This is a genomic window from Haloquadratum walsbyi C23 (assembly GCF_000237865.1).
Taxonomy (GTDB): domain Archaea; phylum Halobacteriota; class Halobacteria; order Halobacteriales; family Haloferacaceae; genus Haloquadratum; species Haloquadratum walsbyi.
Genome location: NC_017459.1, coordinates 1,261,005 through 1,280,966, shown reverse-complemented (window position 1 = coordinate 1,280,966; position 19,962 = coordinate 1,261,005). Strand labels below are relative to the sequence as shown.

At 46.6% G+C, this 19,962-nt stretch carries 16 protein-coding genes; 6 read left to right on the top strand and 10 right to left on the bottom strand.

Features of this window, described 5'->3' with window-relative positions; all coding sequences use genetic code 11:
• Window positions 1-95: 95 nt before the first annotated feature.
• Window positions 96-1,499, top strand: coding sequence for a uracil-xanthine permease family protein (locus tag HQRW_RS05600; protein WP_014555821.1), 1,404 nt, complete (start codon window positions 96-98; stop codon window positions 1,497-1,499).
• Window positions 1,500-1,573: 74 nt separating this feature from the next.
• On the opposite strand, the gene HQRW_RS05595 is transcribed toward HQRW_RS05600, so the two are convergent.
• The 7 genes from HQRW_RS05595 to HQRW_RS05565 all read right to left on the bottom strand — a co-directional run bounded on the left by HQRW_RS05595 (window position 1,574) and on the right by HQRW_RS05565 (window position 11,128).
• Window positions 1,574-2,449 (bottom strand): FAD binding domain-containing protein, encoded by an 876-nt coding sequence (locus HQRW_RS05595; RefSeq protein ID WP_014555820.1) that lies wholly within the window; start codon window positions 2,447-2,449, stop codon window positions 1,574-1,576.
• Window positions 2,450-4,834 (bottom strand): xanthine dehydrogenase family protein molybdopterin-binding subunit, encoded by a 2,385-nt coding sequence (locus HQRW_RS05590; RefSeq protein WP_014555819.1) that lies wholly within the window; start codon window positions 4,832-4,834, stop codon window positions 2,450-2,452. It abuts the gene before it with no gap.
• 2 nt (window positions 4,835-4,836) lie between these two features.
• Window positions 4,837-5,319, bottom strand: a complete 483-nt coding sequence (locus HQRW_RS05585; protein WP_014555818.1) for a (2Fe-2S)-binding protein — start codon at window positions 5,317-5,319, stop codon at window positions 4,837-4,839.
• Between the two features lie 696 nt (window positions 5,320-6,015).
• Complete coding sequence (locus tag HQRW_RS05580) at window positions 6,016-7,107, bottom strand: BMP family ABC transporter substrate-binding protein (RefSeq protein ID WP_014555817.1); 1,092 nt, start codon at window positions 7,105-7,107, stop codon at window positions 6,016-6,018.
• Window positions 7,108-7,377: 270 nt separating this feature from the next.
• Complete coding sequence (locus HQRW_RS05575; protein ID WP_014555816.1) at window positions 7,378-8,370, bottom strand: ABC transporter permease; 993 nt, start codon at window positions 8,368-8,370, stop codon at window positions 7,378-7,380.
• Complete coding sequence (locus HQRW_RS05570) at window positions 8,370-9,473, bottom strand: ABC transporter permease (protein ID WP_014555815.1); 1,104 nt, start codon at window positions 9,471-9,473, stop codon at window positions 8,370-8,372. Before HQRW_RS05570 ends, HQRW_RS05575 begins: the two co-directional genes overlap by 1 nt.
• The gene (locus HQRW_RS05565) at window positions 9,473-11,128 is read right to left on the bottom strand and encodes an ABC transporter ATP-binding protein (protein ID WP_014555814.1); all 1,656 of its coding nucleotides are present in this window, start codon (window positions 11,126-11,128) and stop codon (window positions 9,473-9,475) included. The genes HQRW_RS05570 and HQRW_RS05565 overlap by 1 nt, the downstream gene beginning before the upstream one ends.
• A gap of 420 nt (window positions 11,129-11,548) precedes the next feature.
• On the opposite strand from HQRW_RS05565, the gene HQRW_RS05560 reads away from it, so the two are divergent.
• The 5 genes from HQRW_RS05560 (at window position 11,549) to HQRW_RS05545 (ending at window position 16,059) form a co-directional block, all read left to right on the top strand.
• Window positions 11,549-12,970 (top strand): amidohydrolase family protein, encoded by a 1,422-nt coding sequence (locus HQRW_RS05560; RefSeq protein WP_197535325.1) that lies wholly within the window; start codon window positions 11,549-11,551, stop codon window positions 12,968-12,970.
• Between the two features lie 168 nt (window positions 12,971-13,138).
• Window positions 13,139-13,732, top strand: a complete 594-nt coding sequence (locus HQRW_RS05555) for a beta-class carbonic anhydrase (protein ID WP_011571312.1) — start codon at window positions 13,139-13,141, stop codon at window positions 13,730-13,732.
• Window positions 13,733-14,041: 309 nt separating this feature from the next.
• Complete coding sequence (locus HQRW_RS15445) at window positions 14,042-14,206, top strand: hypothetical protein (RefSeq protein ID WP_231852444.1); 165 nt, start codon at window positions 14,042-14,044, stop codon at window positions 14,204-14,206.
• Window positions 14,207-14,239: 33 nt separating this feature from the next.
• Entirely contained in the window at window positions 14,240-15,457 is a 1,218-nt protein-coding gene (locus tag HQRW_RS05550; RefSeq protein ID WP_014555765.1) for an IS701-like element ISHwa4 family transposase, read from the top strand.
• 2 nt (window positions 15,458-15,459) lie between these two features.
• Window positions 15,460-16,059: a metallophosphoesterase family protein gene (locus tag HQRW_RS05545; protein ID WP_049891694.1), complete on the top strand. Its 600-nt coding sequence runs from the start codon at window positions 15,460-15,462 to the stop codon at window positions 16,057-16,059.
• Window positions 16,060-16,262: 203 nt separating this feature from the next.
• Here HQRW_RS05545 and HQRW_RS05540 read toward each other — a convergent pair whose 3' ends face one another.
• From HQRW_RS05540 to HQRW_RS05530, 3 genes are all read right to left on the bottom strand, one after another.
• Window positions 16,263-17,198 carry an HAD family hydrolase gene (locus tag HQRW_RS05540; RefSeq protein ID WP_014555811.1) on the bottom strand — a complete coding sequence of 312 codons (936 nt, stop codon included), beginning with the start codon at window positions 17,196-17,198 and terminating at the stop codon, window positions 16,263-16,265.
• Between the two features lie 208 nt (window positions 17,199-17,406).
• Window positions 17,407-18,162, bottom strand: a complete 756-nt coding sequence (locus HQRW_RS05535) for a competence/damage-inducible protein A (protein WP_014555810.1) — start codon at window positions 18,160-18,162, stop codon at window positions 17,407-17,409.
• 898 nt (window positions 18,163-19,060) lie between these two features.
• The gene (locus tag HQRW_RS05530; RefSeq protein ID WP_049891692.1) at window positions 19,061-19,837 is read right to left on the bottom strand and encodes a DICT sensory domain-containing protein; all 777 of its coding nucleotides are present in this window, start codon (window positions 19,835-19,837) and stop codon (window positions 19,061-19,063) included.
• Window positions 19,838-19,962 lie beyond the last annotated feature (125 nt).

The following is a 19,962-nucleotide window of genomic DNA, read 5'->3' as shown; positions in this document are numbered from 1 at the left end:
GATTGATATCAATAATATAGCTATCAAACCATACATTTATCGAATATAAGGTATATATTGGGTGGATTGATATATCTGTATATTTCAGATTTTGTATGGGAAAAGAAGAAGTGGCTAGTGACGGGGGTAGTTCGGTCGTACAGTACGGCATTGAGGACCGCCCACCGTTAGGAGAGGCACTCCCACTTGGGATTCAACACGTCCTTGCAATGTTCTTAGGTAACGTTGCGCCACCATTGATTCTTGCGGGTGCAGTTGGTTCGGTTACCGGTCAAACGACCTTTCTCGTTCAGATGGCACTTATCGTCGCCGGAGTCGGAACAATCATCCAGGCATTCCCGATTGGTCCAGTCGGTGCACGATTACCCATTGTCATGGGGACGAGTTTTGCTTTTTTGGGACCGCTAATTGGAATTGGCAATCAGTTCGGTATCGCCGCGGTCTTCGGTGCTGCGTTGGTCGCAGCGCCGGTCGAAATAGGAATGGCGTTCTCACTCGATCGATTTCGAAGCTATTTCCCACCGCTGGTAACCGGTATCGTCGTGATGCTTATTGGGCTCACTCTGATCCCGACAGGAATGAACTACGCAGCCGGTGCCTCAGCAGGACCATCAGTCGAAAGCTATGGGTCATTACTCAATCTTGGGCTGGCAGGGCTTGTGCTCGTTGTAACAGTCGCACTCAACCAGTTTTTCAGTGGATTTGTCCGCGTCATCAGTGTCTTCGCCGGTATCGCCGTTGGGTACGTCGCAGCACTTGCCGTTGGAGTCGTTGATTTCTCTGCTGTTGCAAGCGCAGGATGGTTTACTGTGCCAATTCCATTGAAATATGGACTTACATTCGAACCAAGCGCGATACTCACCGTTGCGTTTCTTTATATCATTACTGGCGTCGAGACGATCGGAGATATCTCCGGGACAGTGTCAGCAGTTGGTCGTGATGCTGATGAGAAGGAATTCCGAGGCGGACTCATGGCTGATGGTGTGATGAGTATCTTCGGTGCGATATTCAATGCAATGCCAAATACATCATACTCCCAGAATGTCGGTCTCGTGAATTTTACCGGTGTTGCAAGTCGGTACGTAGCCGGTATCGGTGGCGTGGTTTTGTTAGCGCTTGGCTTCGTTCCAAAAGTCGGTGCCGTTGTTTCGGCGATGCCTGATGCGGTGCTTGGTGGTGGTGCTTTGATCTTGTTCGCAATGATATTTTCTTCTGGAGCACGCATCATCAACCAGAACGTGACACTCAATCAGCGAAATTCAACTATTCTCGCGCTCTCGATGGCACTTGGACTCGGTGTAGCGTTTCGACCTGAAGTGCTTCAGCAGTTCCCGACTGAGGTTCAGACACTGTTTGGCTCCGCTCTTGTCACTGGTGGCATCGCAGCACTGGTGTTGAATATCATTCTTCCCGGTGGCAGTGTTGGCGTCGGCGAAACTGAGTACTCACCCGGTCTCCGACCCGATGATGAGGCTCCAGACGCTGTAGCAGACGATTAATTTCAAAATAAACACTAATCGAATTACCAACCATTTGTATGAAGAATCACAGCGAATTAATGAATTCGAGATAACTAGTTTGAGATTGCTTTTTCGAGTGAGCGACGGACATACGGTCCAAGCAGAGCCTTCCGATAGTCGGCAGATGCCTTTTTATTATCGAGTATTACGTCGGTATCTATGTCATTGCCAGCAGCATCTGCTGTTGATTCAATTGTTTCCGGGGTAATTATGCAACCTCGGAGAGCCTCCTCAGCAGCGGTAATCCGCACAGCATGCGTTTGGAATCCGTTTGCTGCGATTCGAGCTTCACTGACGCGACTGCTGTCTGCATCCTCAAATAAAAGATCGGTCGCAATCCCAATAACCGAGCCACCTGATGCAGGCTCTTTCTTTTTTGCATATCCTCCACAGCGTTTTTGTTTCCAGCTATCGATTTCAACGGCTGTCACAAGCTGTGACTCCCCAAGGCACGTCTTGCAGGCACCGCAAAAGAACTCCGCTGCTGGGACTATCTGCTCGCCGTCTGGACCAGCAATGTGGATGCGCGCCTCGGATGCACGCAACGCTCCGGGATAATCGTATGCTGGGTGTGCACGCGCGATATTACCACCAATGGTTGCGACATTGTGGACCTGTATTCCGCCACTAATCTTCGAGATCGCCGCTGGGAGTACAGGCACAAGACGAGCAAGCAAGTCGGAATTTGTTATTTCTCTGTGCGTACTAAGCGCACCGATTCGAACTCCTGAGTCTGTCCGCGTTATGCCATGCAGTTCGTCAAGATGACTGATATCGATGAGCGTCCCGGGTGCGATTTTGCGCTTTTTCAAGAGTGGAATTAGTGCTTGCCCACCAGCCAATGGCTGACTATCCTCGATTTCCTCGAGCAGACGGATAGCATGCGAGACGCTATCGGCGCGAGTATACTCGAATGGCTCTGCATGCATCTATGTGCCCTCCGTGTTGATTGCCCGCCAAATCTTTTCAGAACTAATCGGCGGTGTCATCGGTTCAGGGTCGAACGGCTCAATTGCGTCTTCGATTGCATTCAATATGGCACCAGGAGCCGCAATCGATCCCATTTCGCCCATGCCTTTTGCCCCATGTGGCGTATGCGGCGAGGGTGTTTCGGTTGAACGAATGGTTATCTCAGGCATATGCTCTGCTTTCGGAAGCGTGTATCCGCCCCGAGAGCCGACTCGTTCTGTACGGAAGGAATCAGACAGAAGTGTTCCGTCCTCACCATACTCGACATCCTCATACAGTGCCTGTCCAACCCCTTGTGCAATTGCGCCGATGAGCTGTCCCTCAACGATGGTTGGGTTGATTTGAACACCACAGTCCTCAGTCGCAACGTAGTCGAGAAAATCGAACTCACCTGTCGTGGGATTGACTTCGATGACGGCAATGTGTGTCCCAAACGGCCATGTGCAGTTTTCAGGGTCATAATATGTTTCTGCCGCAAGCCCTGGTTCCATATCATCAGGGATGTTTTGTCCTAAGTGAACCTTTGACGCCATTTCATCGAACGAGAACGACTGTATATCACCGTTCTCAGTGGTAGCGGTGAACTCCCCATCGTCATATGTAATCATCTCAGCGGGGACAGCAAGTTCGTCTGCAGCCACTTCGATACCTTTTGAGATGATTTTTCGGCAGGATTTGGTCACAGCACCCCCACTGAGTGCCGCGGTACGACTCGCGAATGTCCCAACTCCCTCATTTACTTCTTTTGTAGAGTTTTCAATAACACGAACATCATCGAATGGGATATTGAGCTCATCTGCGGCGACTTGTGCTAAGGACGTTTCGTGTCCCTGTCCATGATTTGAGCCGCCAGAGTAGACAGTCACATCTCCTGTTGGATGTACCTGCACACTACCATATCCCCATGACGGAGCGTCAATGTGACTAGCCGGACCAAGACCAGCAACCTCAGTTGCACAAGCGAATCCAATACCAATATATCGGTCTTCCTCTCGAAGACGTTCTTGTTTCTCGCGGAGGAGTTCATAATCAATAGTCTCTAACCCGAGGTCGAAGTTTCGTTCATAATCACCACTATCATAAAGAGCGCCACCTGGGGCTTGATATGGAAATTGATCAGGCTCAACAAAGTTTTGCTTTCGGACCATTGCCGGATCCATATGTGCCTGTTTCGCAACCTTGCTGACCAGTCGCTCAAGCATTAATATCATTGGCACTGATGAAACGCCACGATATGCGTCAACACGGGCTGTGTTGGTCACGACACCGGTGACGTGAGAGTATGCAGTTGGGATATCGTACAACCCGGTCATGAGAAGATTGCCAGCCTCTGCAAGAGAGGCTGCCCCCCATGCAACCCACGCGCCAAGGTCATATCGAATATCCGCCCGGACCCCGAGGAGATCGCCATCATCAGCCATCGCGATTTCCCACGTTCCCTCATAACCGCGACCGTCGTTCTCGACGAGTTGATTTTCAGTTCTGGTTGCTCGCCATCTGACCGTCTCTTCTAACTCGATAGCACACCACCCAAGGAGCACATCAGCGGGATAAGGATGTTGACGGGCGCCGAATCCCCCACCCATATCAGGAACTGTCACGTCAATATGATGTTCTGGATAAGCAAGCATCTGTGCCATCAATCGCCGGTACGCATGTGGGATTTGCGTCGTCGCCGTGAAATCAAGATGTCCTGATGCTGTATCATACGCAGCGATTGCCGATCGTGGTTCCAGTGGACTCGGTGAAAGCCGCTGTGGGTCTTTTTCGAGTTCAGCGGTGTAACTTGCTTGTTCGAACATCTCCGCAACCGACGCCTCATCACCCTGACCAGCCGAAAAAACAATATTATCTGGGACTTCCTCGTGTATCGCTGGCGCGTCACTAGCAAGCGCTTCGGTTGGCGTCAGCGCCGGTTCTAAAACGTCATATGTGATATCTATCGCCTCAAGCGCATCGCGGGCGATTCTTTGTGTCTCCGCTACGACGAGACCGAGGATCTCTCCGTGATAATGTGCTTTTTTATCGGCGAAACACCGTTGCCAGAGCGCCTTATCAGGATAGTCAAGACCAGGCATCGGCGCGGCAAACAATCTGAATGGGAGTGGTGTCGATGTCTCACATTGCTTGATATCTTCAGGAGTGAATACCTCAACGACATCGTTCATCTCGCGTGCGGTCTCAGCATCAATACTAAATCGAGCATGAGCCTTTTGACTGCGGATAAACTGAATGTGGAGTGCATCCGAGACATTGATGTCATCTGTTCCTTTTGATTCCCCAAGCAGAACTCGCCTGTCCTCTCTACGCTGTACATCACTACCAATACCACTGTCGGTCGCCATATCTACTCCTCCAATGCGTCAGACGCGACATCAATCGCATCAACAATATTCTCATACCCGGTACAGCGGCAAAGATTCCCCTGTAGAGCCTCACTCCGAATCTCGTCTCGTGAGGGGTCGGGATTATTATCAAGATATTCATCAACAGTCATGAGTATTCCTGGGGTGCAGTAGCCACACTGCAGGGCGTGTTCTTCTGAGAAGGCTGTCTGAAGATCTCCAAGAACCCCATCATTAGATAATGTTTGAACCGTTCGAATCTCGGAGCCGTCTTCTTGAACGGTTAATCTTGTACATGATTTTATTGCTTTCCCATCTACGTGGATCGTGCACGCACCACAAAGCGTTGACTCACAGCCAATATTGATACTGGTATAATCGAGTCGCTCGCGGAGCGTCTGTGCTAACAGTTCTCTTGGCTCGACGGAGACAGAATGAGACTCACCATTCACTGTCAAATTGACGTCCACTTTTTCCGAGCTCATTTGTATATCTAGCCTATATCAGTGTATATTTGTAAATAATTTCTTCGATATCTGTAGACATACATACGAAAATAAGCGAAAAATAACATAGATCATGAATGTATCCGCCTTCGTTGCGTCAATCCTCTTGATGTCCTAACAATATTATCGGCACGCGTTGGAAGAGATTAATCATACGACTACCGACTGCCACAGTATGTATACACCCACTGTTCTACTTCGTTGTCGTGAGTGCTGATATTAATGCACGTAGTTGGAGACGATGCGTCCAAACAAACATTGCATCAGTAAAACGAATAAAAAAGATTATAGCTGAATGTGAACGTTAATATTCAGGCGTATCGAACCAGTCGGCGCCGAACGCGCGCTCGCATTTCTTCGACTTCTTTATCGGTTGATTTCTTCGCGGGAGCGTTTATTACTATATTGTCCATATGAACAATTATCAGCCGATAATTAAACATTTTTGGTATATCTGAAAATGTGATAGGCGTGAGGTTTACATTTACAAAGATCTCCCGAATATCGTTCTTTGGTATAACATATAGAAGTTAGATCCTATATTAGTTGATATGGTATCATAACTCGGTATATCTCATAATTGCAGCATCGAATATAAGAGACGATTACACATCTTTCATGACGTGCAATCCAAACCGAGGGGGTATTACAGTATCCGATATCAAAGTATTCCGTTCAAGAACTTGGCACTTCTCCTTCGATACCCTCAACATAGCTGCCCATCTGGCTGAAGAGGAATTCATCAGATTCACCTTCGAACTGGCTTCCCTCCCAGACGCTGCGCTCACCGTTAATAATTTCTTGTTTTTGTGTTTCGACTTCACTGACAATATCATCACTAACCTGCGGACCGAAGTCATCAATATCGATCACGCCTGACTCAAGTCCCTTCCAGTACGCATCAGACTCCCACTCGTCGTCATATACTGACTGTAGCGTAGGCTTGTAGAATTCTTCCCAATTAAAGATAGCCGAGCTACCATAAAATTCGCCACCAGCGTCAGCCATTGACGTTGTGTATGTGAACGCGTAGGCGTCGTTCTCGGCGGCGGTCTGCACAGCTGCGGTTGAGGTTTGATGATTGTTGATAACATCAGCGCCGTCATTGATAAGCGTATTTACAGCCTGCGTGACAGTTGGCGGATCTAACCATGCGTTTGTCCATCGAACACCTGCAGTCACATCTGGATTAACACTTCGCGCACCGAGCACGAAGGCATTGATCTGACGGACCAATTCGGGAATCGGGAACGCACCGACATACCCCAACTGGTTCGACTCGGTTAGCAGCCCGGCAGCAACACCACAGAGATATCGTGCTTGATACAATCGACCATAGTATCGACCCATATTATCCGTTGTTTTGAATCCTGAACAGTGCTCAAAAACCGTGTCTGGGTATTCCGGTGATAGTTCGGCTATTGGATCCATAAAGCCAAATGTTGTCCCAAAAATCACGTCTGCTCCACCGGTGATGTACTCTTCCATGACGCGTTTAACATCACTGGAATCAACCGCTTCAGAGAATCGAGTATCCAGCCAGTCGAATTCGTCATCAACAGCTTGTCGGGCATCCTCATGCGCTCGGTCCCAACCGACTTCACCAACCTCAGACTCATACAGGAATGCTGCAGTCAAACTATCTGTGGAGTCACTACTACTATTATCACCACTACTACTAGTACCACTACAGCCAGCTAACCCGGCTATACCTACCGTTCCTGCCGCTTTTAATGCTGCTCGTCGTGTGATCGGCTTTTTACTCATCGTGATTAATTCCTCCTTCGGTATCGTCAATTGCTGTTTGAGTGCTCGTCGTTTGTTCGCTTATCATTAATAATTGGTATTGTTTCATATTTGGCTTAATTATATAATGTTTGTTTACTACTTCTATTGGCAGTTTGCCATTCAGACACATATTCTGCATATTTATAAATATTTGTTATAAGTCGATTTTTACCTGACAGTATGTCGACTCAGGGTGGTGATTCCGTATAGATCGTGTATATATTCATGTTGTGGTCCTCGAGTAAGCCGTTAATCAATCTCCCGACTGTAAGACTGAACCAGGGCTGAAGGCTGCGCGAGTTGACGGTTCTCTGCTCGAACAACGGTAATGACCAACACGAGCAGTGTAACTATATACGGGTACGTTGACATGATAGTTGGATTCATGACAAACTCGATCATTGGGTTAAGCAAGCCAGAGAGCGCTGTTTCTGGCGCGAGGGTGAATTTCAGACCTTGAGAGTACAACTGAATCGCATTTAATAGCCCAAACAAGTATGCGCCAACAAGTATTCGTCCCGGTTCCCACCGCGCGAAAATAACCAAAGCCACAGCAATCCAACCGTTTCCAGCAGTCATGCCTGATGACCAGATTTGATTGAACGCAAGCGAGAGATGCGCACCTGCAGCACCAGCGAATAATCCTCCAATAATCACAGCCAAATATCGCATTTTAAACACGTCAATACCCATTGTGTCTGCTGTCTCTGGGTCTTCACCAACAGATATCATTTCAAGTCCAATATTCGTCTTATAAAGAAACAGCCAGACAACTGGGATCAATAATAGCGCGATGTAGTCTGTAGGCGTGCTGTTGAATAGCGCTGAACCGATTATCGGAATCTCAACCAGGAATGATCCAATGATTGGCAGAGTCACTTCGGAAAATCCTGAAACAGAGTCACCTGTCCAGGGATTTCCGAAGTATGTTGTCAAGCCAACACCAAGAAGTGTAAGCATAATCCCACTTACAGCCTGGTCAGAATTAAGTGAGACACATAAAAACGCGTGTAGCAATGCCATTGCACCGCCAGCGAGAATCCCAATGCACAGACCGAGCCACGGACTTCCAGTTATCGATGTGACAACGAAACCAGATAGCGCACCGACGAGCATCATCCCCTCAACACCGAGATTAAGCACGCCTGATCGCTCACTTATCAATTCCCCGAGTCCTGCAAGAATGAGTACCGTACTCGCGTTGACCGTTGCATTTGCCAACCCGGTTACGAATCCCGACATCACACATCACCTTCCGGGTCACCGGGTGCACTTGGAGTTGGTGTCTGGTCGAGTGATAGTCCCACACTATAATTCTTGAAAAATTCTGCGGTGATAAGGAATAATATAATCAATGCTTCCATAACATTGGTAATTGCCGAAGGGACGCCGAGGCTTGTCTCAATGCTGGATCCACCAATGAACAAAACAGCAAAAAACAACGCTGCGAGTAACACTCTGAACGCGCCGTTACGACCAAGTAGCGCAATTGGAACTGCAGTAAATCCATATCCAGGATCAAACGATGCCCGCAATCGACCCTCGACACCGGATATTTCACTAATACCAGCGAATCCAGCCATCGCACCGCCAGCCATGAGTGCAATGAGATATATCTTTAGCTTGCTCATCCCAGCATGCTCGGCTGCGTTGTCGTTTGCACCCATGAACGTGATTTCATATCCAAGTCGCGTATAATTTATAATAGCATATGTGACTGCAACGAGGACTATCGCCAACAGAACTCCAGACGGAAATCCAATTATAGGGATAGACGGAAGTGTCGCTGCAGTCGGAAGCGATGCCGACTGTGGAAAATTTGATTCAGCTGCCTGTAGTGGTCCACGAACGACATAATTCAATAGCGACTGCGCAATAAAAACGAATAATAGCGTGGTTATGATTTCGTTGATACCATATCTTGCCCGTAGCCACGCCGGGACGGCAATCCACATAGCACCTGCGATTCCGCCGGTAATAAACATCAACGGTAGTAGCGCATATATCGGAAGCGAGACACTCAACCCAACCGCCGTACCGACAATGGCTCCGATTATAAGTTGTCCTTCTGCACCAATATTCCATAGTCTCGCTTTGAGCGGTAGATACACTGCCAATCCAGCAAAAATCAATGGCACGGCTTTCACTAATGTGTTGGTAATGCCAAAGCTGGTAGTCAGCGTCTGGACGAACATGATATTGTAAGCTACCAAGGGATTAACCCCTAAGCTGAAGAGTGCAAATCCACTTACAATCAGCGCAGCCAGTATTGTGAATACCGGAGTCCCATACGCCATCCACGTTGGAATGTTTGACCGTGGGGTTAATTCGACATTCAATTTCATTAGAAGCCACTCCTGCCACCGTCAGCAGCTATTTGCGTCGGTTGCTTGACTTCCTCTTTGCCACCGTTCATTTCAAGGCTAATGCGTTGGCGATCGGCTTCTTCTGGGGTTGTCTCGTGAACAATCTCTCCCTGATAGATAGTCAGAATTCTATCGCTGAGGTCGAAGAGTTCATCAAGATCTTCAGATAATAAGAGGACCCCGGTTCCCGATTTTCGCTGTGCAACGAGTCGCTCCCGAATGAATTCAATAGCACCCACATCAACCCCCCTGGTCGGCTGGTTCGCAACTAACAGATCTGGTTCACGCAACATCTCTCGTGCAAGAATGAGTTTCTGTAGATTCCCTCCAGATAATTCTCCTGCATTAATTTCTCGAACATCATTAATTCCTCGGACGTCAAACTCCTCGACCAAGGTGTCTGCATATTCCTCCATCGCCTCATAATTGAGTTTGAATCCATCAGAGAATTCAGAATCGGCGTATCGTTTCATTACGGCGTTATGCATGATAGAGAGTGTTCCTGCACAGCCGTCTCTGTGTCTATCTTCAGGAACAAACGATACACCATTATTGATGAATGCATTTGGCGACTCATTGGTTACATCATCGCCAGTTATTTCTATTGAGCCGCCTAGCGTCTCTCGGACGCCGACAAGGGATTCAGCGAGTTCTTTTTGCCCGTTTCCACTGACTCCCGCAAGTCCGACAATCTCACCGGATCTGATACTCATGTCCACGCCAGAGACAGCTTCAATACCTCGATCGTTTGTTGTCCGAAGTGATGAAACATTGAGTACCGTTTCGCCCACCGAGACGTCATCTTTGTCTACATTGAATAATACTTCCCGTCCAACCATCATCCGGGCGAGGTCATCAGAGGTCTGCTCGCTTGTTTCGACGGTTCCGATATCTCTGCCATCTCGAAGGACTGTCACACGGTCGGTGACTTCTTTAATTTCATCAAGTTTATGTGTAATTATGATAACCGTGAGACCTTCATCTGTTAACGTTTTAAGCGTCTCAAATAGTCGTTCTGCCTGTGTGGGAGTAAGCACCGCTGTTGGTTCATCAAGAATTAATAAATCGACATCTCGATACAGTGCTTTGAGAATCTCGACACGTTGGCGTTCGCCAACACCGAGTTCCCAAACAGGCACGGTAACATCAATATTAAATCCATAATTATCAGATAACTGTTGTATCTGTTTTTCCGGTGTATCAAGTCCGAGCGTGAATCGTGAAGCAAGGCCCTGGACGATGTTGTTAGAAGTGAGTGAGTGAAGAACACCTGATTCGGATCCACTATTATCTTTGAATGCCGCAATTGGCTCTCGTTTCCCTAGAATAATATTTTTCGAAACAGAGAGGCGTGGAATCAATTTAAAGTGCTGGTGAACCATACCAATACCTGCATCAATTGCATCTTGCGGAGAGTCCATTTCAAGACGATTATTATCAAGCCAGATATCCCCTTCATCAGCCGAATACAGTCCATATAGGATCTTCATCAGCGTGCTCTTGCCTGCTCCATTCTCGCCTAATAACCCGTGAATCTCGCCTTTTTTTACTGACATCGATACGCTATCATTCGCGACAACCCCCGGGAAGGTCTTAGTAATATTTTCCATCCGAACAAATTTGTCATCACTCATTTATTTATTGTAAATCTATGTCAGCTATTAATATATAATTCCTTTTTCTTTGGACAAATTTGCGGACGAACGCAGTTATTCTATCTTTTTGGGTGTTATTATATAACACTCGATAGTAATTGAAAAAGCGTCGAAATCCAGTGCTAAGATGATATATAATCAATTGTCTATCAGGAAAGCCAGATTACTAAAATATGTATTGTATTATCATATCATCATATCATCATATTATCATATTTGACGTGAGAAAACCATAGATGTATATTAATCATGCAAAAATAATATGTTATCACATGTATATCCGATCCTTTGTAAAGATATTTATCTTCACACCAATAGATGCCGCCGTATGAACAGACAGTCACGGTCGAAAAATACCAGTGAGAGCCTCCATGATCAAACAATTCAATCACGGACAACATGCCGATGACGGAGTTGCTTGTTATCAATGGGACGGTTATCACACAGGATGCCGACCGAACTGTGCTCACAAATAGTGCCGTTGCTGTCCAAGATGGCAACATATCCGCAGTTGGACCGACTGCTGATATCACCACCAATCATGATGCTCAGACGATTATTGATGCCGACGGCGGAGTCATTATTCCTGGGCTCATTAACCCACATACGCACGTCTCGGATATCCTGCTTCGGGGTTCATTCGCTGAAAACCGCGGTCTACTTGACTGGTTATATAATGTCAAACGACCGGGAACACTGGCGATGCAACCCGAAGAGCATGCCACTGCAGCGACACTATACTGTATCGAGGCAATTCTCGCAGGAGTGACGACATTTGTTGAGAACGACACCGAGGTTCTCTGGGATGATTGGACAGATATTGAGGCGAAACTAGAAATATACGATCAATCTGGTATTAGAAACATCTATGCAGCGGGAATGGTTGACTGCGGCGCAGATAATGCATTCCAAGAGCTTGTGTTGGACATTCAGACTCGAGATAATGATGTTGACCATCCACCACTGGAAAGATTTGTTGAGGAGACCGACACTGTTCTCAAAGAGGTCAATTCACTCATTGAGGCATATAACGGGACTGCTGACGGTCGGCAATCGATATGGCCAGCACCAGTCGTCGTTGAAACTACAACGAACCGCTGTTTCCAAGCGGCTTATGCTCTTGCTGAAGAACACGATGTGATGACGACTGTCCACGTTGCAGAAGCAGAAGCACAGGAGCAGCGCTCACTGTCAAGCATTGAGTATCTTCGAAATATCGGATACCTGGGTGATAGGGCGCTGTTGGGTCATTGTGTTCAAATCGATGAGAATGATGTTCGTATTATCGCTATGACTAGTACTAAGATTGCACATAACTATATGGCGAATATGCGTCTTGCGACTGGATTCGCGCCAGTAGCGGCGATGTTGGACGCCGGGGTGACGGTCGGACTTGGCACCGATAACTCGATCTTGAATGATACGGTCAATCCAATAAGTGATCTCCGAGCGATGACTGGAGGGCACAAAGGATATCATCGTGACCCAGGTGTCGTTTCGACTCAGAAAGCATTCGATATGATTACCATTGACGCCGCGAGAGCTATTGGTCGCGCCGACAGTCTTGGCTCCTTAGAGGTTGGAAAGCAAGCAGATATCGCTATCGTCGATTTTGACCATCCGCATCTGACCCCCAGTCCGAATCCAGTATTCGGTCTTGTCCACGCCGCACAAGGATTTGAAGTCGACACTGTGATATGTGACGGTGATGTTGTGATGCAAGACCGACAGATACGCTCGTTTGATGAGCCCGTTGATAGTGTCTTATCAAGAGCTGAAAGGATGGCTGCAGATCTCGTTGACCGCGTTGGATATGCCTAATACTGCCGGTTGTGTCAGACTAATACGGTTCAACATCGGTGTGTCACCGTTTTATGCTTCGCTGAGGAATGCTTACTCCTCTCGATTTGCGCTGTTTGAGTCCTGTCATAGATTCCGGTAACAGGCGGGGGAAACGAAATCATCAGTATCGTTCGAGTTAATATCAAAATGATGTCTAATACTGAACACGTGCATGAGCAGGTTGATGAATCGGTTGAAAATCGCGAAATGTGGGCTCGACGTCGTCGAGAAGGGATTCCGACAAATGAGAATTTACTTGTTATCACTTGTATCGACGAGCGTATTCCGGTTGAGGAAACTCTTGGGATTGAACTTGGTGATGCGCAGATCTTTCGTAATGCCGGTGGTAAAGTCACTGACGATGTGATTCGCTCAGCCGCGCTGACAACGAACTTCTTTGATACTGACGAGATTATTCTTATCAATCATACAGATTGTGGAATGATGAGTGCCCCTGATGAAGCGGTTCGTGAGGGATTTGAAGCCGAAGCTGGTGATCTTGATCAAATCGATCTTGACCCATCATTACCAGCATTGAACATTGATGATGCTGATATCATGGATTGGGTGAAAATGACGGATGATATTGATGAAGCCTGCGCTACACAAGTTGAACACCTGCGTCAGTCTGAGCTGATTCCTGACTCAGTCACGATTACAGGATATGTCTATGAGGTTGAATCTGGTGAGTTACGGCGTCCTGGTGACCGCGTCGGTGAGATAATCAGCGAGCGTCAGTAATACGCATGAGCACATCATTCACGCGAATTGCCTGAAAGATCTAATAGCTTATCATACAACGACAAATCTGAGATCAACTAGCCTCTGCATCGCACACTGGTCGTCTGTTGTGTGCGATAGTCAGTAATTGTGTTTATCTCATATTCTTTTGACTCCGGCGGTCATCATGTGAGAAGGAGACGAAAATCCGTAGCTTCAGCATATGTATTGCTCTATAGATATATTAGCAAGCGCCATGTGACCCTCCAGCAAGAATATTAGTATGCAAGATTCGAATACGCAACCAAACTATCTACTACTGATCACTCAATGAGTACTATTGGAATTATCACCGATATTCATCTCCGAGAAGCGTATCATGATGAAATTATTGAACGACTGCATAAAATAAAGCACGAATATATGAATACCGGTCAAATTGCACATACATTTATTCTTGGAGATTTACTACAGGACTCGGCTCTGCACGTTTAAATAGGGGCGTGATGTAGGCAGCATTGAAACTTGATGCTGCCGATTACGGATTTCCTCTCGTGCACCGACGTGCTGGATGAATTCGACTCGCTATCATATCATCAAACGACTCACGCCAAAACGTACGTGACAGGTCTTGCTGCGGGCCGCAGCAAGACTGTAACCGGAATTGCACGAGAGGTCCTTCCTGCCGGAAGTGACCGAGCACTCAACAAGTTCATCACCGAATACGATTGGGATGAGGATCAGCTCAATCACGAGCGGTTAGAGGAACTGCAAAAACACGGAGAGACACGCTGGTCACAAAACGGCTATATCGTTATTGACGATTCAGTCATCCAGCGAACCGGGAAGTCCCTTCCCGGTGCTGGAGAGTTCTACGATCACTCTGAGGGTGAGCCTGTTTGGGGACAGAACCTCGTCTACGCGTTCTATACCGATGATAAAACGTCCTATCCACTTGCTTTTCGCCAGTACGAGAAGGTCGACGACGAGGACGAGGAAGACGAACAGGAGACAAAATACGACCTCGCACGAGAGATAATCACGGAATTAGAAGAAGAGGTAGGTGTGCCTGCGGGCACCTACCTCTTCGATGCATGGTTTGCTCATGACTCCGGTCTGATCGAACACGTCGAATCACACGGCAAGGACTGGATTGGACCACTACGGGGCAACCGACAGGTGACCTACGCGAACAAAGAGAGACGCGTCGATGCGCTCGAAGAGTGCATCGACAAGGAAGAGCGAGAAGTTGACGGTGAAACGTACAAAATTTGGACTAAGACAGTCCCTGTCTCGAAATTAGGTGAAGTTCGGCTGGTAATCACAGAGAAGGTTACCGATGAGGACAAAGAGAATCCAGTAAAGTATCTTGCGACGAGCAAGATTGACGCGCCTTCGGCACACATTATTCGGAGCTATTCGTACAGATGGCGAGTAGAGACATTCTTCGAGGACTCGAAAGAGGATCTTGGCTTAGGAGACTGCGAGGTTCGTGATTCTGACGGTGCCAGTCGTCACTGGCACCTTCAGATGCTGGCCTACAGCCTTCTTCGGCTTGGTCCGGAATCGAGCGCCTCGGAGCGACTTGTCTCGAAAGCCTCGTCGCTCCGATCACAACTCGAACACGGTCTCAAGGAGACGATCTACAACATGTTTTCCTGGGTGCGCGATCAACCAGACCGCGATCTCGATGGACTGATGGAAGACATTGACCACCTCTTTCTCCATTCTGAGGGTAGTTTATAAACGTGCAGAGTCGAGTACAGGAATCAACAAATCACGCTGATCGAGAGCATTTAGATGAGATCAAATCAATATTTGATGAATGGGTGTCACCAGTAACCTATCTACTCGGTAATCATGATGTAGCCACACATTCAAAGGACGAACTCAGTGAAATCCTTGATCAAGATAGATTTCATGGGATAGTTTGGATTGATAATCAAGCATATGTCTATCTTGACTCCGTCAGGGAAGATGTCGGGGCTCGTGGAATAATCGGTCCCGAACAGCGCAGTTGGCTTGATGACACGCTACCATCAGATGCGATTGTATTATCACATCACCCGCTTGGACCATTTTCAATCGAAGATAATGTGTGGTTTGGAAACTATCCAGAGCGTGCATACCCATGGGATCGTCAAGAGACGCTTGAAATCCTCCAAAAGACGGCTAAAGCAAGCGTAAGCGGTCATATTCACCAGCCAGGACGCACGGCATTCCGTGGAGTTTCACATATATCGGTTAACGCCGTGAGCAAGCAAACCCCAAAGAACCCTGTCAGTGGGAATTATGCACGTCTCAATACTGGGGAGTCACTTGAAATAAAAACAGGTCATGTAGAGTAACGGAGTCACATGCTGTGTAAAATACGTCAGTGCACGATAACCCCCGAATGGCTGAACGGATGGACAATATAACAGGGATATCATTTCCTTTGCCACCGTCTATGATAGTAACTTCCAGTGCGAGGCGAACAAGCGATGTGATGAGGAATGTGCTACCCGACTGATTGACAAGATTGATTATATATCATCGTATAACTAATGTGTCAGTTCAAAAGTAACGCTCGTAGAACTACTCCAAGTGGGACTTCACTTGGAACATACACGTCACGTGAGTTATTTATGATTTCAGGATTTGACCCAGTGGCAGTCACGTATGGCTTTTGAAGATATTCATTAATTTGACCCTGTCCGGAAACAGCAATGAACCGATCAGCAATTGATCGCATTCGAAGGTCTCGAACAGTATCTCCCGCTGCAACAATGCGGTCCCAATCATGCTGTTCATCCAGCGTTGTGAGCATTTCAGATTTATTTATTGAGTGAAATTCCCCGGTAAAGCGTTCTGTCTGGTCGGTCTCAAATCTCGTCGCAACGGTCGTTTGAATCGGAGCTTCAATTGCCTCGCTCGCGAATGTCTCAGCTATCGTAGTTGGCATATCTGTGATAAGTATGATATCAAGTGATGACGATGATGTGGAAATATCCTCCAATGCGGTGGCTGTTGTTTTATCGATAAGGGTACATCGACTGATGATGTCATTAATTGCTGTTCGGAGCTCACTCTGATGATGGGTGGTGATTGCTTTCGCGTACGTCGTGAGCAATGAGATTCGCATTTCGTCATAATCGCTTGCCGACGGCGAGTTGAATGTGTATTCAGGATCAATCACACTGTTGAGTTGTGTCTGGAACTCTCGAAGCGTGTCAAGTAATGAGAGGGCTATCTCATCAGTTCCAATACGCTGAAGCAGGTCCACTATTCGGAGTGTTATCTGCCAGCGTTTTTCTGTCCATGCGTTCCCATAATAACGCCCAACAAGCCCAATCGCCTGTCGAAGCACATGACGGTCAGTTGGTGACCAATGACCGGATTGAACGAATGGAAGATAACTGAGTGACTCTATAAACACAGACCCGCCACGATAAAGCGTGCCATCAATATCGAGACACAGTGCTGTTTTTGAATCCGATTTAGACATTGTATACAGCCAGTTGAACAGTATCACTCAATTTGTGTGTGATTTTATTATCTCTAATCATCGACTCTCGATTTATCCCAGGACGGAAGTTCATAACTGTAACTTCGAGATTGATATATCATCGATAGGCAGAATATGAATATACAGCGTTTGATGAAATATTAGAATAATAAATTGATCTGAATTAATGATACTCAAGTCAATTTTGTTAATCGGACTCAACATTCTCGCCCCAGTCTCGCTCAACTGGCGTATCGCTTGCATCAATTTGATTTTGAAGCCATGTTATTGCACTCGTGAGTGTCTCTCCATCAGTGGCTGTCACTTTAATCCGATTATGACCCGCATTTCTGTCTGGATAACAGCCGATTGTCACATCAAATTCCTCACTAACTGTTTTCAGTGCCGAAACGATGTTTGCCTCTGGTTTGACCGTGTAGAGGACGCTTGAAACTGCTTCACCAGTAAATTCCTCTGCGATTTTATTGAACATCGTTTTTAATTCACTCGGAATTCCAGGTAAAACATAGACATTCTCAACAACGCATCCAGGAGCCAATCCTTCAGTGTTGAGCAGTGGGCGTGCATCCTCGGGAATCGTCGCTTCGGCATCAATATCTACATCGATATTCGGCACTGTATCGCTAAGAGCTTCAAGTGTCTCTATGACATCAGCCCGGGCTTGTTCGCTAATCACAAGATTGCGGTCAAATGCATCCGCAACAGCATCAACAGTCACATCATCAGGCGTACTACCAATACCACCAGTAACAATCACCGCATCAAAGTTTCCACTATACTCACGAACGCGCGATCGAATAAGAGAATGTTCATCAGGCACAGTGAGTATCCGCCTGACTGTGACACCGCGTTCTGTCAGGCGCTGTGCAAGCCATGTTGCGTTCGTATTGGTTGTATCACCTGCAAGGAGTTCATCGCCAATAGTCAGGACGGCAACTCTCATTCATATATCATACATACGTATCGTATAATACCACTTTCGTCTATGAACAGATATCATTCATCTTTAATGAAGTATAGATTATACGGATTTGAAAAGAATACTTGCAGCTTTCGCTATCCCCAGAAATCTGTGAGTTCTAGTGTGCAAGCGAGACCAGCGATCTCGGTAACGCAAGATGAATTCGACAATCCGGACTCATTCCACGTTCGACTGCTCACCCGAGATTTCACTCCGTGATCTTAATTCGCAGACAACTCTCTTCAAAAATAGGAGTTAGGCGAGAATAGGGTGATTCCCGCCCAGTCTGACGATGGCGACCTGCTCGCCCCAAACGATCAAATCATAATCGGAACAATTGCAGCGTCGCTATAGTGTGAGTATCCATTAGGTGAATAGCAATATTTATATCAATTATTTTATGACCGATAAATTATTATTTTGAGCAATTTAATCCTGAATAATACCAGATTAACATATGTCTACGTATTTATCAAAATATAATTGTATAATACACAATTCCTGCATTCATATATAGGATGTTTGGCGTTACATTTATTATCATTTGTTACATACGTTATTCATACTCATGGGAATTAGTGAGCTACTGTATATCCTACCAACCAACGAGGCTGATCAGACGCCTGCCACAGACGCACATATTGAGTGTCGTAATTGTGGCACGAATCTCAAGCCTGATTTGGAGACATGTCCTGATTGCGGGGGTAACCCTGCAGTATATGAGATATCATAGTGTGTCTATCGGGAAGCATATGATATTAGTCGATGAGATATGGATATTATTATTAGCTCTTGAGACTCAATTTTTTTCTTCTGCCCCAGTATTTGTAGTTATTGTCAGTCACTTGTGATATCGGATGAGACTGATAGGATCGAGTTATTATAGATTCGTTCGTATAATCTCATTGATCGTTGCCACTTTATTAGGGTTGAATGTCCACTCAGCTTTCCACTCGTTTGGGGCAACCTCAATTGCCATCAATGCTGCTGCTGCCGTCTCAGACTGATGGACAACAAACCATGAGTTGCGATAATCACACATGTATCCGCCATGTATTTTGACATTGTACCCACGTGGCGGGACTTGATCCGGCACTCCATATACGTGCGTATCGACGTCAGCATCCCCAAGCCGCCGATAAACGCTCTCAGTCCCACTTTCATCTAGTAATCGAGAAAGTCGCTGGAAAGATGCCCGATGGACACCTCCATGCTCATATGATAACCGCTCAATATATCGTGAGATAAGTACCAATATCAGTTTTTCTTTATTTGATTCAGGATAGCCTTGAAGACGAAATTGTGCTTCAGTCAGAGCTGTAATAACATCCGGATATTCGATATTTTCAAGACTTGCCGCACCAGTGATGTATCTATCTGAGTTAACCAGCAGTAGCGACGATTCAATCTCCTGCAGTGGCGAACTCGCTGCGATACGACCATTATTTAGCAATATGAGTCGACTCTGCTCATCGCCACTCAACGCTTTGGTATCGACCTCGACAGGCTGTCGGGTGAACATGTCTTCAATCATCTGTCCAATAAGCGATGGTCGATCTGCATTCTCAATAACAAGCGCGTATTCTGTATCGTCAGTACCGGCGATGTGCTGATTCAAAACGGATTCTTCTGGAGGACACGACAGTTCCGTTGTCAATGTAACGGTTATAATACCTTGCTGGTATTAAACCCAATGCAAGCGAATTCGTGTATTTCAGAGGCTCTAAGCACAATATAAGGTAGCTGTAAAGAACAGATGACTGGCTTATCTGATGAGTGGAA